This window comes from Acinetobacter sp. yr461 (genome assembly GCF_900110445.1).
Lineage (GTDB): Bacteria > Pseudomonadota > Gammaproteobacteria > Pseudomonadales > Moraxellaceae > Acinetobacter > Acinetobacter calcoaceticus.
In genome coordinates, this window is the sequence record NZ_FODU01000001.1 from 657,833 (window position 1) to 675,221 (window position 17,389).

Below are 17,389 nucleotides of genomic sequence, written 5' to 3' on the forward strand. Positions count from 1 at the left end.
ATTGTTATCCTTGATGAAACAAATGGTTATAGTGAAAGAATTTTTTGCAATGCCTTAAGCAAGTCTGCACGCCAGTTCACCGCATCGTGGCCGCCTGAAAAAGTTTGAAAACTCACTTGATTGAATGATTGCAATTGTTGATAAAGTTGGTGGGCATCGTCCCGCATATCGGTTTCATACGTGCCTGCACTGATATAAATTTGAGTTGTTTTTGGTAATGGATGAGATAAATTTAGTAGTTCTAAAAGGTTACCCGTATGGTTTCGTCCCAAAGCGCTGTTAGAAAAATCTGACCACCAATAAGAGCCAGACTGCAAAATCAGCGATGTAAAAAATTTTGGGAAAAGCAGTGCGCTATGCAAAGCACATAAACCACCTAAACTTTGACCACATAAGGTAATGTTCGTTGCTGAAATAAATGAATATTGTTCTAAAAGAATTTCTAATAATTCGTTTACAAGTGCCTGACTAAATACATCATGGCAACCATAATCTTGTCGACGTTGTTGGCTGTTTAAACTATGGATAAATACGTATACAGCTGGACGGATCTTTTTTAAATCGGTTAAATCGCGAATCTCGGAAAGAATCGAAAGCTCTCGACTCCAGACTTGGCCATCAAGAAAAATAACGAGTGGTAATGTTTTTTGAACTGCCTGACCACTAATAAAAACATCGACTAAATAGTCTTGTTGACATAACACGCTTGACCACTGAAATGTCTTTGTAATAGGGCAAAGGCTGGTGGGTAATTGTTTTGTCTTTTCGAGTTGAACTTGATTGATGTAACGAGCCAAGTGTCCGCTATAAAACTGCTGATGACTTAATGAATCAATCTGAACATTCTGTTTAAGCTGGGTTTGCCACCATGAGCGTCGCGTTGCCGCACAGTTTGTTTGTGGTGCTTCCCCATCAGCGGTAACTACAACATAACTACCAGCCCAAGCTACAGGGAGTTCTATTTCAAAAAAGTACACATCTGTCCCAGCTACATGGCTAAAACGATTCCACTTTTGATAGATAGATGGGCTTTGTGAATAGACATCGATATAAACGAAGCAACGCTCTTCGTGCTTGGGCTTGCGCCAAACAAAAGTACAAGAAGTTTTATTATTTGTTTGCACAATAACAAGGGGATTACCTAATTTTTTAACGGTATTCCACCAAGTTTCACATCCAACATTTGATTGTTGAAATAGTGGATGTAAAGGATGAGAAAATGGCTTCATTTTGAGTCCATCTCGACAAGAAAGCGCGGTCAAATTATCAGAATGATTCTCATTAGTAAATGAAAACAATTATCATTATAATCAATAAAAAAAGATGAGTTTTATTAATATTAATTAAAAACAATAATTTAAGTTGAAATTCTGGTTAATAAATAACTTAATTTAGATTGTAATCTTATGTTTGATATTTATCGCTCTTGATAATAATGATAATTATTTGCAATTATGTTGCGCAATTTAGTGATCAAATCAGACGGGAGTAAGAACATGAGCTCTACCATCGTAGTCACAGGCGCTGCAAGAGGTATCGGAGCTGCTATTGCAAAGCAATTATTGCAACAAGGGTATCAAGTGATCGGTATTGATCAGCAGGAAAACCCAGAACAATGGGAAATCAGCAAAAACCTGACATCAGATGAATGTTTACGTTGGCAAGGCATTTCACAGGACATTACACAGCAACAAGCCACTCAAAAGCTTATTGCCGATCTTTTAGAAAAGCACAACATTAAAGGTTTAGTGAACGCCGCAGGTGTCTTGATTATGCGTTCTATGCTTGAAGCAAAAACAGAAGACTGGGAAACACTTTTTGCGGTAAATGTCATGGCTCCTATTGCGATTAGTCAACAACTTGCCAAACATTTTTGTGAGAAAAAACAGGGGAGTATTGTCACGATTAGCTCAAATAGTTCACGTATGCCGCGTATACAACTTGGCATGTATGCAACTAGTAAAGCTGCACTCAGCCACTACTGCCGTAATCTTGCGCTTGAAATCGCACCTCATCAGGTACGGCTCAACATTGTTTCACCAGGCTCAACTTTAACTCAAATGCAGCAGCAGTTGTGGACGGACAATACACCGCCACCAGCGGTAATTGATGGCGATTTAAGCCAATATCGAACAGGCATTCCTTTAAGAAAATTAGCCCAGCCTGAAGACATTGCGAATACGGTCAGCTTTTTACTTTCCGATCAGGCAGCACAAATTACCATGCAAGAAATTGTGGTTGATGGGGGAGCCACTTTAGGCGTTTAAACACTCATTCATTACAACAAAATAACGGTATAAGGAGTCAAGAGATGTCGGCACAGCATCCGTATTTTATCCAACGAGAAAATTTTACTGAAAGCCATGTTGCACTTGCTCAAGAGGTTCTAAAGTGCGGACATGATGCGGGTTTTATTTTTACCACACCAGAATACACAATCAATAGTCATCAGAAATTACAAGACATTAAGGTCGCTAAAAATAGCCTTTTAAAAGACTGGCTACAAGAAGCTCGAATTCAACTACAGCAAGCGATTACCGACGGTTATAAAGACGTCAAGATTATGGGCGGTCTGCCGTTTTGCTCGGCAGGAGATGTCAATTTAATGCTCATGCAAAATGCAAAAATATGTCAGAAGGTACTTTATGCACACTCTGATATAGATCTTAGTTCTTTAAGATTAAACAAGGCTGATTATTTCCCGTTAGGTGAACATTACCAGCAGCAAGTTGAATATCTGGTTCAGCAAATGCAGGCAAAGAAACTGGATAAAGCCGTTCTAGCCCGTATTTTACAACTTGAATTTGAACAAAATATTCCAATCTCGGACTTATTTTTCAATTTAGCCAAACATAATCCTGAAGGTTATAACTATGCAGTCGCAAGACATCCTCAAAGTGAAGGTTGGTTTGTTGGCGCAAGTCCAGAACTTTTAATTGCAAAGCAAAATACAAAAATCTGGAGTAAACCGGTTGCGGGTACATTGGCTCGTGATGATGATCCGACTATAGACCAAAACAATGCTAGAGCATTGCTTGCCTCGCAAAAAGATCAGCATGAGCATGCGCTCGTAATCGAAATGATTGCCGATGAGCTCACACCTTTTTGTAAGCAACTACAAGTACCTAAACAACCATCTCTCATTCGTACCAAACGTCTTTGGCATTTAGCATCCCATATTACTGGTGAGTTAAAACAAGCCGACACCCATGTATTTGATCTCATTGAACGTTTACATCCAACGCCTGCAATTTGTGGCGAACCGAGCTCAGTAGCCAAAGATTTAATTCAGCAACTTGAACCATTTAATCGCGAACTCTTTGCAGGAACGATGGGATGGGCAGATGAACAAGGTAATGGAGAATGGTCGGTGACGGTTCGTTGTGCCCGAATTTATCAAAATATTGCGCGTTTATTTGCCGGTGCAGGCATTGTGGAAGCTTCTCGTCCGCAAGCTGAACATGCTGAAACTGCCGCAAAATTCCGTACTGTGCTGGACGGATTCCAGATTTCACCCAATCAATTGCCAATTCAGGGATCAAACACATGACAACACAGGTTTATTTGGATGGTGCTGTGCCATATCCAGCAGAGTTCGCTGAGATTTACCGTAAAAAAGGTTATTGGCTTGGGCAAAACTTGAGTGATTTCTTACGTGAAAGTGCTCAAAAATATCCGCAAAATATTGCAATCTATGATGGTGACAAAGCCGTTACTTACTCTGAGTTTGATTATTTGGTCGATTGCTGTGCCAGCCATTTATATCAACACGGCTTACGTGCGGGTGACAAGGCAGTTGTACAAATGCCGAACCACTATCAGTTTTACGTTTTATTTTTTGCGCTTATTCGGCTTGGTGCTTTACCTGTGATGTCTTTACCTGCACATCGCTATGCAGAACTCAGCAGTTTTTTCAAACAGACTCAAGCAAAAGCTTATTTCTGTGCTGATTTTGGTGCACAAAAATTTGACTACCGAGAGCTTGCCGAAAAGCTTCAGCAAACAGCTTCTTGCTTACGACATGTATTTGTACTTGGAAATGCAGGTAACTTTGTTGCCATTCAAGACCTATTTAAAGAAACCCATATTTTGGAAGAGGCGATCTCGCCAACTACGGCAGATCAGGTTGCTTTTTTACAGCTTTCTGGTGGAAGTACTGGGGTTCCTAAACTGATTCCACGTACCCATGACGACTATCTATATAGCGTACGTGATAGCGCAAAAATCTGTCGTCTCAATCAGTCATCACGCTTACTCATGGTTTTACCTGCGGCACATAACTTCTCAATGAGCTCAGCTGGTTCTTTAGGTATTTTTTATGCAGGCGGAGCGGTTGTTTTAGGAACCGATCCAAGTCCTGACACGGCATTTTCATTGATCAAAAAATACGACGTAACTGATGCTTGCCTAGTTCCTGCATTAGTTCGACCTTGGATGGATAAAGCTGCAAAAGATCAAGACCCAATCTTATCGACTTTACGTTATCTGCAAGTCGGTGGAGCACGTTTACCAGATGCGGTTGCCTTGCGTCTGATTGATGAGTTTCAAGTTAATTTACAACAAGTCTTTGGAATGGCTGAAGGGCTTGTGAACTACACCCGTTTTGATATGACGAAAGAACAAATCATCCATACACAAGGCTTAAAAATTTCAGAAGATGATGAAATTTTAGTGCTAGATGATAACGATCAACCAGTAGAAGCTGGGCAAGTGGGGCATTTGCTTACACGAGGTCCATATACCATTCGCGGCTATTACCAAGCACCTGAGCACAATGAGCGTTCTTTTACTCCTGACGGTTTTTATCGAACTGGTGATTTAGTTCGTATTCGTGAAGATGGCTGCATTGTGGTCGAAGGCCGTTCTAAAGAACAAATTAATCGTGCTGGGGAAAAGATTGCGACCGAAGAAGTTGAACAAGCTTTATTAACTCATCCGCAAATTCGCCTAGCGGCACTGGTCGCTATGCCTGATGAGATCATGGGTGAAAAAAGCTGTGCCTTTGTTGCGTGGCAATCTCAAATCGATGATCCAAGTCCAATTCGTCTTGCGATGTCAGTACGCCAACACCTTAAAGACTATGGCCTTGCGACCTACAAAATTCCAGATCGTGTGGAATTTATCGAGCAATTTCCATACACAGCCTTTGGAAAAATCGACAAAAAACGATTGCGTCAACAACTTGAAACTAAAACCAATGTTCTTGCTTAAAGATAAAAAAGGAAAAATTTGATGAGTATTCCAAAGATTGCCAGTTACAGCATGCCCCAAGCACACGAATTTACGGCGAATAAAACACATTGGCAGTTACATACCAATCGTGCTGTTTTATTAGTGCATGATATGCAGCAATATTTTTTAGACTTTTATGATCAAACCCAAGAACCAATTCCAGAATTGATTAAAAATACTAAAGAACTGATTGAAACTGCACGCAAGTTTAATATCCCTGTGGTCTATACAGCACAACCTGGTAACCAAACACCAGAACATCGCCAGTTATTAACTGATTTTTGGGGAAATGGCCTAAAAGATGATCCGGAGATCACTCAAATTTTGCCAGAAATTACGCCTCAGAAAAATGATACCGTTTTAACAAAATGGCGTTATAGCGCATTTAAGTTTTCTCCACTCGAACAACTTATGCGTGAGTCAAACCGAGATCAGCTCATTATCTGTGGTGTCTATGCTCATATTGGTTGTCTCATGAGCGCTGCGGAAGCCTTTATGCTAAATATTCAGCCGTTTTTATGTGGTGATGCACTTGCTGACTTTAGTCGTGAAGAGCACGATATGGCTTTGAAATATGCCAGTACACGATGCGCACAAGTCATGACGACCCAACAAGTCACTCGTGCTTGGGAACTTGAACAAGCAGCATCGCCGTTAACCCAAGAAGGTATTGTTTTGGCGGTAAGTGAACAGCTACAGATTCCTGCATCAGACATTCAGTTAAATGATGATTTACTCATGCTTGGGCTTGATTCAGTACGCCTCATGACACTGGTAGGTAAATGGCAAGCTTACGGAGCTCAGGTGAGCTTTGAAGATTTAGCTGAACAACCAACTCTAGAAGTGTGGATTGATAAGCTAGTCGCTTAAATTCAAAGAATAAAAAATGGCAGATTTAATATCTGCCATTTTTTATTTGAACAATTAGAACGAGGTATTATCTTTTTTAATACGGCCGTTAAATTTCAAAGTTCGAGTAAACCTGAGTTTGCTCATTGACCACTGAAAACTTGGCACACTATGAATTATAACAAAGAAAAACACCGTAAATAGCGGTACAAGTAAGGTGCCAAATACAACACTTCCAAATACACTCATGCCAATTTCATAACGACTAGCAGCGCCTGCGCCTGTCGCAAAAATTAAAGGAATAACTCCCGCACCAAAAGCAAGGGAGGTCATCAAAATTGGGCGTAAACGCAACTTTAACGCTTCACTTGCTGCGTCGATTTTACTTTTTCCTTGTTTGAGTGCTTGGGTCGCAAACTCCACAATTAGAATTGCATTTTTACAAGACAGGCCAATACCCGTTAATAGGGCAATTTGAAAATAAACATCATTAGGTAAGTTAAAGATCTTGGCAAAAATAATAGTGCCCGTAATTCCTAAAGGTAGACCTAATAAAATAATGAATGGTACTTTCCAACTTTCATATAAGGCTGCCAAACATAAGAAAATAAACAAAATAGAAATGACATATAAAAAGATAGCCTGCCGATTAGACTGCTGCTCTTGTAAAGAGAGGCCACTCCATGCAACGTCTACACCAGATTGTTTAGCAACCATATCCGTAAGTTCTTGCATGGCTTGCCCTGAACTAAAGCCCGGACTGATATTTGCTTCAAGTTGTATAGCAGCCAGTCCCATAAAGCGAGTTAAAGCTTCTGGTCCACCAGTCCACTGACTTTGAGCAAAATGGGCGAGGGAAAGCATTCCTCCTGTATTGTTTCGCACATGCCAGTAAGCTAAATCTTCGGGTTTAGAGCGAAATTGGGAGTCACCTTGCATAATAATTCTTTTAATTCGGCCTCGCTCAACAAAATCACCAACATAGTTTCCACCCCAAGCAGTCGATAGTGTTGAACGTATCGCTTGCTGATCAATTCCCAGCATTTTGGCTTTATTTTGATCGAGTTGAATAAATACTTCGGCTTTATCTTCACTCACAAGGGGACTTAGATTTTCAAAAGCCGAATAGTTCCGCGCCTCTTTTTCTAAGGCTTTATATTGTTTGATTAATTCATCGCGTCCTTGACCATTTACATCTCTAAGCCAAAGTTCCAAAGCATCAGACTGTCCCAAACCAGATACACTTGGTGGCATTCCTACCATGACTTTGGCTGGCAAGTTTTTTTGTAAATAAGTTTGAGCACGTTCACGAATAGCACTTGCCGTATTGGCTTCACCTTTACGCTCATTCCAATGTTTAAGCGAAATAAACGCCATGCCTAAATTTGGACCGCTCCCTGAAAAGTTTTGCCCATTTACGACCAGTACGGTATTAATATTTTTGGCTTCATGCTCAAAGAAGTAATTATTGACGAGTTTTCCAACTTCTTCGGTCTGGCTCATCGAAGCACTATTATGCAAACTATATGGGACGGCAAGTAGTCCTTGATCTTCATTAGGAATAAAGCTTGTAGGTAAACCACGGTAAATCATAAATAAAATAACCGCTATGCCCACAACTAACAAACTGGAAAAGACTTTGAACTGAATTAGGCGAATGGATAAAAAACTAAAAGTTGATCTGACTTTTTGAAGAATCAGCTCGAGTGCTTGTCCCCATTTTGGCTTTTTATTATGCTTTTTTAATAAAACCGCGCACATTGCTGGTGTAATGGTCATGGCTACAAATAGCGATAACAACATGGCTGCCGCTAAGGTAATAGAAAACTGACGGTAAATCATACCCGTTGAACCACTAAAAAAAGCCATTGGAATAAATACCGCGGTTAAGACCAGCGTAATACCAACCAATGCACCGCTAATCTCTTGCATCGACATTAAACAAGCTTCACGCACGCTAAGCTGTTGTTCATGCATAAGTCGTTCAACATTTTCGACCACTACAATCGTGTCATCCACCAGCAAACCAATCGCTAAAACCAGTGCAAATAGGGTAAGGGTGTTAATACTCATTCCAAATAAATACAACACAACAAATGTGCCACTAATTACAATAGGAACCGTGATGGTTGGAATCAGTGTTGCGCGCCAATTTTGTAAAAAGAGATACATCACAATAACAACAAGTACAATCGCTTCAAGCAAAGTGATAATGACTTGCTTAATTGACTCTTCAATAAAGGGGGTATTGTCTCTTGGATAGACAATTTTATATCCGGCTGGTAAATGTTGGCTAAGCTGAGCCATTTTTTCTTTAATGAGGGCAGAAGTCTCAATTGCATTGGCATCAGGGCTTAGAGAAATACCTAGGCCTGCCGATGGATAACCATTAAGCGTATTAATGCTTTCATAATTTTCTGCACCTAATTCGACTCTCGCGACATCTTTTAAATAAACAAGGCTTCCATCAATATTTGCTTTAACCACCACCGACTTAAAGTCATCTATTGTTTTTAAACGTGAACCTGCTTTTACTTTTGCATAAATATTCTGGTCGGAAGCAGAAGGCATTGCACCAATCGAACCCGCAGCAATTTGGGTATTATAATCTTCGAGCGCCTGTTCAATATCACTCGGCACAAGTTGGTAATTTCTAAGCTGATTTGGATTTAACCAAATTCGCATGGCATAACTCGAACCAAAAACATCAACCTCACCAATTCCTTGTAACTGGCTTAAAGGTTGTTCAAAGTGATTCACCATATAATCAGACAACTCGATATTGCTGGCTTTCCCTGTTTCATCATATAGCCCAACAATAAGCAGCATATCACCCGTGGTTTTCCATATGTTTACGCCTTGTCTTTGAACTTCCTCAGGTAAACGGTTTAACGCACCATTAATTCGGTTTTGTACTTGTAACTGTGCTTTATCAATATCTGTTCCAATTTTAAAGTGAATATCAATGCTACTCGTTCCCGATGATTCACTATAGGACGTAAAGTAAAGCAAATTATCCAGACCTTTGATTTGTTGTTCTAAAATTTGGGTCACGCTTTCTTCTACGGTGTCAGCAGCTGCACCACGGTAGTTTGCAACAACAGTGACACTGGGCGGAGCAAGGTTTGGATACCGTTCAACAGGCATTGCTAAAGTGGCAAAAAAACCAAAAATAAGAATAGTGATTGCAATGACAGAAACAAAGATAGGGTGATATATAAAAAATCGAGAGAGCATTGTTATGTCTACTTTAAGCTTGTTTTAAATAGGTTTTTAGGCACACGAACGTGTAATGGTAACGCTTTTTTACAGCACAAACAATAATGATTATCATTATATAACTAATAATTATTTTTATCTTGATCAGTAAAAGTCATGCGTATATGATGCTCGGCACATCATAAATGATAATAATTATCATGTGGTAATCATTATCCAAAACAAGGGCCGAGAAATGACGTTAACTAAAAAGGCGCTGGTGGTCGCCATCTCAACACTGCTTCCATTCACCGTTCAAGCAAATACAGATAGTGAACAGCAGGGCAATAACGAACCAGTTCAAAAACTTAAAACTATTGTGGTTTCAGCAGCATTAAAAGAACAAGATGTTGATAAAGCACCCGCATCGATTAGTGTGATTACTAGCGAAGAGATTGAGCGTAGTGCAGCACTTAGTCTTGCTGATGTTTTACAAAAACAAGCTGGGGTTTATAACTACAATAGTGGGCAGGACAAAATTATTATTCGAGGGATGCAAGATACCTCTGGTAGTTACACACTCATCCTACTTAATGGAAAACGGACATCTTCCTTAGGAGCAATGTGGCGAGGCAATGACTTTGACTGGAGTTCTATTCCTTTAAATAGTATCGAACGTATTGAAGTGATTCGTGGGCCGATGTCATCTCTATATGGGTCTGATGCTATGGGTGGGGTAATCAATATCATTACCAAAAAAGCAGAAGATGGGCAGCTTCATGGTTCGATCTTTGGGCAATATAACCGAGCCGACCGTGGAAATGGTAAAGATCAATTTCGTTATGGATTTAATCTCTTTGGTGGCTTAACAGATAATCTCAGTTTCTCTCTTGCTGGAGATTCTTATAACCGTGATGCGTGGTATCGAAATGGTAAACCGGACTCAAATGGAGCTTACTTTGTAGAAAAAGACACTAAGAATGTACACGGTACTTTAAGTTGGGATATCAATGACCAACAAACTTTAGATCTAGATCTAGGTTATAGCAAAGATAAGCGACCACTGACTCAAGATGCTGCGACCTCTATTCAAGAAGGTGAAGATGAGCGAACCAATTTTGGTATTACTCATCGAGGGAAATGGAGCTGGGGTAAAACAGAAGCTTATATTGGTAAAGAAACAGCTAAAATTTATGACTATGACAGTGAATACAATGCTCCACAAAGTCGTAATTATAAGCAAGAAAATTTACTAGGACGTGCTTTTGCTAACTTTGACTGGCTCATGAATAACACTACTGCTGGTGTGGATTATAAAGACCAGAAAGTGACAGACCCTGTGGGGTATACATCAGGCGGATCTGAACAAAAAAGTTATGGGGTATTTGTTCAGAACGATACCCACATTAATGATGCACTGACATTAACTTTAGGTGGTCGTTATGATGATTTTGACAATTTTGATGGTAAAGCAACTGGTAAAGCATATTTAGCTTATCAACTGGCAGACGGAGTTATTCTTAAAGGTGGTATTGGACAAGCCTACAAAGTCCCTGGGCCATATCAGTTAGATGCAAATTATGAATTAATTTCATGTGGTGGCAGCTGTTTTATTACAGGAAATTCAAATTTAAAACCTGAAGAAAGTACAAATTACGAAGCATCTTTAATCGTTCGAAAACCAAACTGGAATGCTGGTGTTACAGTATTTGAAAATGATGTTGAGAACTTAATTGAACGTGTTTCTAATCCTAATTCTCCAAATCCAATCAAATATCCATATAAATGGGACAATGTTGCTAAAGCAAAACTAAAAGGTGTGGAACTCAACGGAGGATATGACTTTAGTGATGCTTTAGGTATAACTGCTAATGCGACCTATTTAGATGCTAAAAATGAAGTAACAGGTAAAGACCTTACAGAACGCCCTGAATGGTTAATTAATAGCTCACTTTCATGGGCTATTGTTGAAAGTTATCGTATGAATTTAGGTGCAAGCTATGTAGGTAATCAAATGTTGTCTAGTGGTAAAGAGTTACCAGCTTATACAACTTACGATGTCACTTTTACTTCACCACTTTCACCACGTTTAACATTGGACTATGGCGTAAAAAATCTGACCGATGTTGACCTTGAAGATGAAAATGCATCATTCAATACGAAACTCTATGGACGTAATTACTTTGTAAAAGCGACTTATAGTTTCTAAGGTAAAGCTAAGCTCAAAGCCTATTCATAGGGGAATAGGCTTTGCTTTTTTATAAACAAATACCCATAATTTTCAAGCAAGTATAGACAAAATAATTTTAATAAATCTTATGCTTCTAAACATTCAGGCTAATTAATCATGACGACAACTTCAAAATCATTATTAAACGGACTACCGATAAAAAAATCGAGAATACATGTTTTTGAAATCTTAAATCAGAATCCACAAGGTTTAAGCGCAGACAATATTTATGCTCAAATTAAAAATGAATATAAAATAACGTTAGGAACGATCTATAGAATTTTATCTGAATTTGAAAATCGTAAACTCATCAAAAGAGTATTCTTGGGTAAAAGCAAAAGTATCTACAAAATTAGAAAAGATAAAATGAGCTGTAATCTGATTTGTCTTAAAACATCAGAAGCCTCTAACTTTGAGCATGAGAAAGTTAATGAATTACTTCATGAAGTTATGGAGATTATTTTTGCAAATACTGGAGCAGACATTAGCAGTATTGAGCTTAACCTTTATACTGAATAAAACCTTTATATAGAGAAAAATAAAGGACAGCTTTTGCTGTCCTTTATTCGACGAGTCTTATTATTTAATTACTTTAATTCGAGTTGTAGCTGGAATAATTAACGGCGAGTTCTTTGCAACATAGCTTTCAAGGGCATCAATATCTTGACCACCGCCTACACGGTTTTGGCCATCTTTTAATACCGTAAAGTTATCGCCGCCATCTGCCAAAAAGCTATTTACCGTTACACGATATACTTTACTGTCAACCAACGGTGAACCAGCAACCATGATGTTACTTGCTCGCGGTGAAACAGTAGTATTTGCCGCATATTCATAAGTGAACTCTTTAGATGGCTGTAAAATCCTCGCTGAATTTGCATTTGCACCAGACCATTGTTGTTCAAGCACCTCTCTAATCTGTTTGCCAGTTAAGCTCAAAGTCACAATAGAGTTACCAAAAGGTTGAACCGCAAAAACATCACCAAAGGTAATCTGGTTACTACTGTTAATCAGTAGGTCGGCACGTACACCACCTGGGTTCATGAGTGTAAAGTCAGAGCCTTGGTTACTTGCTTTTAAGGCAGCCGCTTGCTGAGCATCGGCAATCATAATACCGAGCGGACTTTCACCACTCTCGACTTGAGTACGACTTACAACCGCTGTCGCAGTTCCAACCACACGACTTGAAATGGTGGTCACAGCTTGGCGGTACTTATCTAAAATAGCCTCAATGCTTGGCGTTTTGCTAAATTTTTGATAGAGATCTGTAAGACTTACAGTAGTTGTACCAGATGTATAGGCTTCACTTTGTATAGGAACCTGTTTAGCATCCTTTTTAATCACATCACCAGTTTTACCATCAAGCTCAACCTTGATGTCAGTAATAAGCGTGCCATATTGTCCAGCTGAGGTAAGCAAGAACGGTTTTGCCGGATTTTTTGTAGCATAGTCACAAATATAAGATTGATGCGTATGCCCTGAAACAACAATATCAACTGCCGGATTTAATTTATCTAAAATGCCCAAAATCGGACCACTTAAGCCGTCACAAGTTTTTACATTAAACTTAGTACTCGGAGCTGCGCCTTCATGTACCACAACTACAATTGCTTCAATTCCTTGTTTTTGTAACTCAGGAATTAAAGCATTTACCGTATCAGCTTCATCACGGAATTCCACATCTTTAATGCCAGCAGCGGAAACAATACTCGGCGTCGCTTTAAGGGTTAAACCAATAAATGCGACTGGAATACCCCCGTAAGTTTTGACTTTATAGGCAGGAAAGATTGTTTTGCTCGCATCATTTTTCATTGCTACGTTAGCTGCAAGAAAATCAAATTTTGCACCGCTAAAGTTTTTATTAATTTGGCAAGGTGCTGTACTTGTATATTGCTGACAACCACCATTTTGCAAACGGCGTAATTCATCTGTGCCGCGGTCAAATTCATGATTACCCACAGCATTAAAGTCAATTTGAATATCATTCATTACTTCAATGGTCGGTTCATCTAAAAATAAAGAAGAGGTCAGTGGGGAAGCACTAATTAAATCGCCTGCCGAAACCACTGCATTATTTGGATTTTCTGCTTTAAGTTTTTTAATTGCATCCGCAAAGTAACTTACCCCACCCACAGGAATACGAACAGATTGAGCAGCATCGTTTGGATTTGGCGCTTCAACATAACGCTTAGGTGGCTCAAGATTTCCGTGAAAGTCATTAAAAGCTAAAATATTTACAGTTTGATTGCTTCTTTGGGCAGGTGGTGCTGTGTCATTATCATCGTCATTACAACCAGCTAATAACGTTATTGTCAGAGAAAGTGTTGTTACTTTAAAAAGTGTTGTTAAATTTGTCATTTTTTTATCATTTGATCAATTAAGACGGATAAAAAATACGCTTTTAGTATGAATATTTGATGAAACGTTCAATAAGCAAATATGTTCGAAATATTAAAATTTGGACAAAAAACACAATTATCGAACAATATCTTAGCTAGAGGTTGTCTACAAACCCCAATTTTTTATTTAGAATAAATTTTTAATTGCCTTATCAAATTTAATCAAGTGATTCATTTCACAAGATTAATATGAACCGGAGATAATTTATGCAATGGACTAAACCCGCTTTTACTGATTTACGCATTGGTTTTGAAGTTACAATGTACTTCGAAGCACGTTAATTAGCCTCATCCAAATATGTCATAAGCCCTAGTCTTGTTCTAGGGCTTATCTCTTTCTAATAAGATATTAATTTTATGTATATTTATGTTTTAGGTTCAGCTGCCGGAGGCGGGTTCCCGCAGTGGAATTGTAATTGCCCGAATTGTCATGGTGCGCGCGCAGGTACAATCCAAGCCAAACCCCGTACTCAATCATCAATTGCTGTTTCTGAAAATGGAATAGACTGGGTTTTATTAAACGCATCACCTGATATTCGTCAGCAGCTTTTCGAATTTAAAGCAGCCCAACCAGCTCGTAAATTACGTGATACAGGAATAACGAGCGTTATTTTAATGGATAGTCAGTTAGACCATACCACTGGGCTTTTGACCTTACGTGAAGGTTGCCCAATGAATGTGTGGTGTACAGAAATGGTCCACCAAGATTTAACGAGCGGCTTTCCAGTTTTTAATATGCTCAAACACTGGAATGGTGGTCTTCAATATCACGAGATTAACCCTAAACAAGCTTTTAAAATTGATGGTTTTGAAAATTTAGAATTTTTACCTTTAATTATTAAAAGTGCTGCACCACCATATTCACCACATCGAAATGACCCACATGACGGCGACAACATTGCCTTAATTATCAAAGATCATAAAACACAAAAACAGTTGTTCTATGCGCCGGGTCTTGGAAAAATTGATGATCAAATCATGCAGATTATGCAGAGTTCAGACTGCGTCATGATTGATGGAACGCTCTGGACAGATGATGAAATGCAACAAACAGGGGTTGGTAAAAAAACTGGTCGTGAAATGGGTCATTTATATATTAGTGGCGAAGGTGGTTCACTGTCTTATTTAAATCAGCTGAGTACACCTAAAAAAGTGCTCATCCATATTAACAATACCAATCCAATTTTAAATGAAAACTCTAGCCAGTTTGCTGAGCTTAAAGCAAATGGTGTAGAAGTTGCCTATGATGGCATGCAGATTGAACTCTAAGGTGAACCATGACTCAAACACCTGAAGCTTTAACGACCGAACAATTTAAACAAGCGATTATTGATAAAGGCCAGTATTATCATATCTATCATCCATTTCATGTGATGATGTATGAAGGCAAAGCAACTCAACAACAAATTCAGGCTTGGGTTGCAAACCGCTATTACTATCAAATTAATATTCCGCTTAAAGATGCAGCCATTATGGCGAATTGCCCAGACCAGCGCGTCCGTCAAGAATGGATTCAACGCATGATCGATCAAGATGGTGAATATCCTGATGGCGGTGGTCGAGAAGCATGGTTACGGTTAGCCGAAGCTGTGGGTTTGAGTCGTGAACAAGTGATTTCTGAAGAACTGGTATTACCAGGGGTTAGATTTGCTGTAGATGCCTATGTGAACTTTGCACGTCGTGCTTCATGGCGGGAAGCAGCAAGTAGTTCTTTAACTGAACTTTTTGCCCCAAAAATTCATCAATCACGTCTAGAGTCGTGGCCACAGCACTATCCATGGATTGATGATAAAGGCTATGAATATTTCCGTTCACGCTTAAGTCAGGCCCGTCGTGATGTTGAACATGGCTTAACGATTACGCTTGATTCATTTACGACTCATGAGCAACAAGAACGAATGCTTGAAATATTGCAGTTTAAGCTGGATATTTTATGGAGCATTTTAGATGCTTTAACTTTGGCATATGTTCACAATGAAGCTCCGTATCACAGTGTGACTAGCAAACGGGTTTGGCACAAAGGACTATTTAAATGAATAAAGAGCAGTTTGATTTAAACCTTGTGCCGACATGGCGACAAGGTTACCGTTTTCAGTTCGAGCCAGCTCAAAATGGTTTTGTGATTTTATATCCTGAAGGCATGATCAAGTTAAATGAAAGTGCAGGGGCAATCGGACAATATATTGATGGACAGCAAAATGTTTCCGCAATTATTGTGCAGTTAAAGCAAAAATTTGGTGATATTGCTGAAATTGATCAAGATGTAGTGGATTACATGCTGGTCGCAAAGCAGCAGCACTGGATTGACTTGGTATGACAGAAGGTGTTGGCCTACCTTTATGGTTATTAGCGGAGTTAACTTATCGTTGTCCGCTACAATGCCCATATTGCTCAAACCCATTAGACTACGCTCAACATAAAAATGAGCTGACCACTCAAGAGTGGTTTGACGTTTTTGATCAGGCACGTCAGATGGGCGCCGTTCAACTTGGTTTTTCTGGTGGTGAACCACTAGTACGCCAAGATTTAGAACAACTGGTTGAACATGCTCACCAACAAGGGTTTTATACCAACCTGATTACCTCGGGCATGGGACTCACCGAAAAGCGCATTGCCGATTTAAAACAAGCAGGGCTAGATCACATTCAAGTGAGCTTTCAAGCTAGTGACCCTCTAGTAAATGATGCCTTGGCAGGTTCAAAACATGCTTTTGAACAAAAGTATGAAATGTGCCGACTGGTTAAAAAATATGATTATCCGATGGTGCTCAATTTTGTAATCCATCGACATAACATTGACCAGATTGAACAAATTATTGAACTTTGCCTAGAGCTCAATGCAGACACGGTCGAGTTGGCAATTTGTCAATTTTACGGTTGGGCTTTTTTAAATCGCCAAGGTTTGCTACCGACACAAGAACAATTAACACGTGCCGAACGTATTACTAATGAATATCGAGAAAAATTAAAAGCGCAAAATCATCCGTGCAAACTCATTTTTGTAGTGCCTGATTATTATGAAGAACGACCAAAAGCCTGTATGAATGGTTGGGGGAAAATCTTCTTTACAGTTGCTCCAGATGGTGTAGCACTGCCTTGCCACGCAGCACGACAATTACCAATTTCGTTTCCAAACGTCCGTGAACATACATTGTCAGATATCTGGTATGAATCTACAGGTTTTAATCATTTCCGTGGTGATGCATGGATGCCTGAAGGCTGCCGCAGTTGCCCTGATAAAGACCGAGATTTTGGTGGATGCCGCTGTCAGGCCTATATGTTGACCGGCGATGCTGCTAATGCCGATCCTGTATGTGGGAAATCGCCGTATCATCAAATGATTGAGCAAGCACGTACAGAAAGTCATGTAGCAGCTCCACTACAACAACTTGTGTTTCGGAACAGTAGAAATTCTAAATCTTTAAGTGCTACACAAAATATTCCAGTCCACACGATTACAGATAAATAGCAAGCAGCGGGAA

Annotated in this window: 14 protein-coding genes and 1 pseudogene; 12 read left to right on the plus strand and 3 right to left on the minus strand. The window is 39.3% G+C overall.

Annotation, left to right across the window (positions count from 1 at the left end; all coding sequences use genetic code 11):
* Positions 1–26: 26 nt before the first annotated feature.
* Positions 27–1,229 carry an enterochelin esterase gene (gene fes / locus BMW38_RS03275; protein ID WP_092705800.1) on the minus strand — a complete coding sequence of 401 codons (1,203 nt, stop codon included), beginning with the start codon at positions 1,227–1,229 and terminating at the stop codon, positions 27–29.
* A 267-nt stretch (positions 1,230–1,496) separates the two neighbouring features.
* Here fes and BMW38_RS03280 point away from each other — a divergent pair, with 267 nt between their 5' ends.
* From BMW38_RS03280 to BMW38_RS19550, 5 genes and pseudogenes are all read left to right on the plus strand, one after another.
* Positions 1,497–2,267 carry an SDR family oxidoreductase gene (locus BMW38_RS03280; protein WP_092705801.1) on the plus strand — a complete coding sequence of 257 codons (771 nt, stop codon included), beginning with the start codon at positions 1,497–1,499 and terminating at the stop codon, positions 2,265–2,267.
* A 44-nt stretch (positions 2,268–2,311) separates the two neighbouring features.
* Positions 2,312–3,550, plus strand: coding sequence for an isochorismate synthase (locus BMW38_RS03285; protein WP_092705802.1), 1,239 nt, complete (start codon positions 2,312–2,314; stop codon positions 3,548–3,550).
* Entirely contained in the window at positions 3,547–5,211 is a 1,665-nt protein-coding gene (locus tag BMW38_RS03290; RefSeq protein WP_092705803.1) for a (2,3-dihydroxybenzoyl)adenylate synthase, read from the plus strand. The genes BMW38_RS03285 and BMW38_RS03290 overlap by 4 nt, the downstream gene beginning before the upstream one ends.
* Before the next feature lie 21 nt (positions 5,212–5,232).
* Positions 5,233–5,850: pseudogene (locus BMW38_RS03295) on the plus strand (isochorismatase family protein); the annotation flags it as partial.
* Entirely contained in the window at positions 5,833–6,102 is a 270-nt protein-coding gene (locus BMW38_RS19550; protein WP_227549254.1) for a phosphopantetheine-binding protein, read from the plus strand. The pseudogene BMW38_RS03295 and the gene BMW38_RS19550, both read left to right, overlap by 18 nt.
* A gap of 54 nt (positions 6,103–6,156) precedes the next feature.
* On the opposite strand, the gene BMW38_RS03300 is transcribed toward BMW38_RS19550, so the two are convergent.
* The gene (locus BMW38_RS03300; RefSeq protein WP_092705805.1) at positions 6,157–9,318 is read right to left on the minus strand and encodes a multidrug efflux RND transporter permease subunit; all 3,162 of its coding nucleotides are present in this window, start codon (positions 9,316–9,318) and stop codon (positions 6,157–6,159) included.
* 217 nt (positions 9,319–9,535) lie between these two features.
* On the opposite strand from BMW38_RS03300, the gene BMW38_RS03305 reads away from it, so the two are divergent.
* Together BMW38_RS03305 and BMW38_RS03310 are read left to right on the plus strand one after the other, a co-directional pair.
* Positions 9,536–11,488, plus strand: a complete 1,953-nt coding sequence (locus BMW38_RS03305; protein ID WP_092705806.1) for a TonB-dependent receptor plug domain-containing protein — start codon at positions 9,536–9,538, stop codon at positions 11,486–11,488.
* A gap of 138 nt (positions 11,489–11,626) precedes the next feature.
* A complete protein-coding gene (locus BMW38_RS03310; protein WP_004642804.1) occupies positions 11,627–12,028 on the plus strand; it encodes a transcriptional repressor in 402 nt (133 codons plus the stop codon).
* Positions 12,029–12,088: 60 nt separating this feature from the next.
* On the opposite strand, the gene BMW38_RS03315 is transcribed toward BMW38_RS03310, so the two are convergent.
* Positions 12,089–13,867, minus strand: coding sequence for a bifunctional metallophosphatase/5'-nucleotidase (locus BMW38_RS03315; protein WP_092705807.1), 1,779 nt, complete (start codon positions 13,865–13,867; stop codon positions 12,089–12,091).
* A gap of 248 nt (positions 13,868–14,115) precedes the next feature.
* Between BMW38_RS03315 and pqqA the strand changes: the two genes are divergently transcribed.
* From pqqA to pqqE, 5 genes are all read left to right on the plus strand, one after another.
* Positions 14,116–14,190 carry a pyrroloquinoline quinone precursor peptide PqqA gene (gene pqqA, locus BMW38_RS03320; RefSeq protein WP_001982218.1) on the plus strand — a complete coding sequence of 25 codons (75 nt, stop codon included), beginning with the start codon at positions 14,116–14,118 and terminating at the stop codon, positions 14,188–14,190.
* A gap of 75 nt (positions 14,191–14,265) precedes the next feature.
* Positions 14,266–15,177: a pyrroloquinoline quinone biosynthesis protein PqqB gene (gene pqqB / locus BMW38_RS03325; protein WP_092705808.1), complete on the plus strand. Its 912-nt coding sequence runs from the start codon at positions 14,266–14,268 to the stop codon at positions 15,175–15,177.
* Between the two features lie 8 nt (positions 15,178–15,185).
* Complete coding sequence (gene pqqC / locus BMW38_RS03330; RefSeq protein WP_092705809.1) at positions 15,186–15,944, plus strand: pyrroloquinoline-quinone synthase PqqC; 759 nt, start codon at positions 15,186–15,188, stop codon at positions 15,942–15,944.
* Positions 15,941–16,225, plus strand: a complete 285-nt coding sequence (pqqD, locus tag BMW38_RS03335; protein ID WP_061875282.1) for a pyrroloquinoline quinone biosynthesis peptide chaperone PqqD — start codon at positions 15,941–15,943, stop codon at positions 16,223–16,225. Before pqqC ends, pqqD begins: the two co-directional genes overlap by 4 nt.
* On the plus strand, positions 16,222–17,376 hold the full coding sequence (gene pqqE / locus BMW38_RS03340) for a pyrroloquinoline quinone biosynthesis protein PqqE (protein ID WP_092705810.1): 1,155 nt from the start codon (positions 16,222–16,224) through the stop codon (positions 17,374–17,376). The genes pqqD and pqqE overlap by 4 nt, the downstream gene beginning before the upstream one ends.
* Positions 17,377–17,389 lie beyond the last annotated feature (13 nt).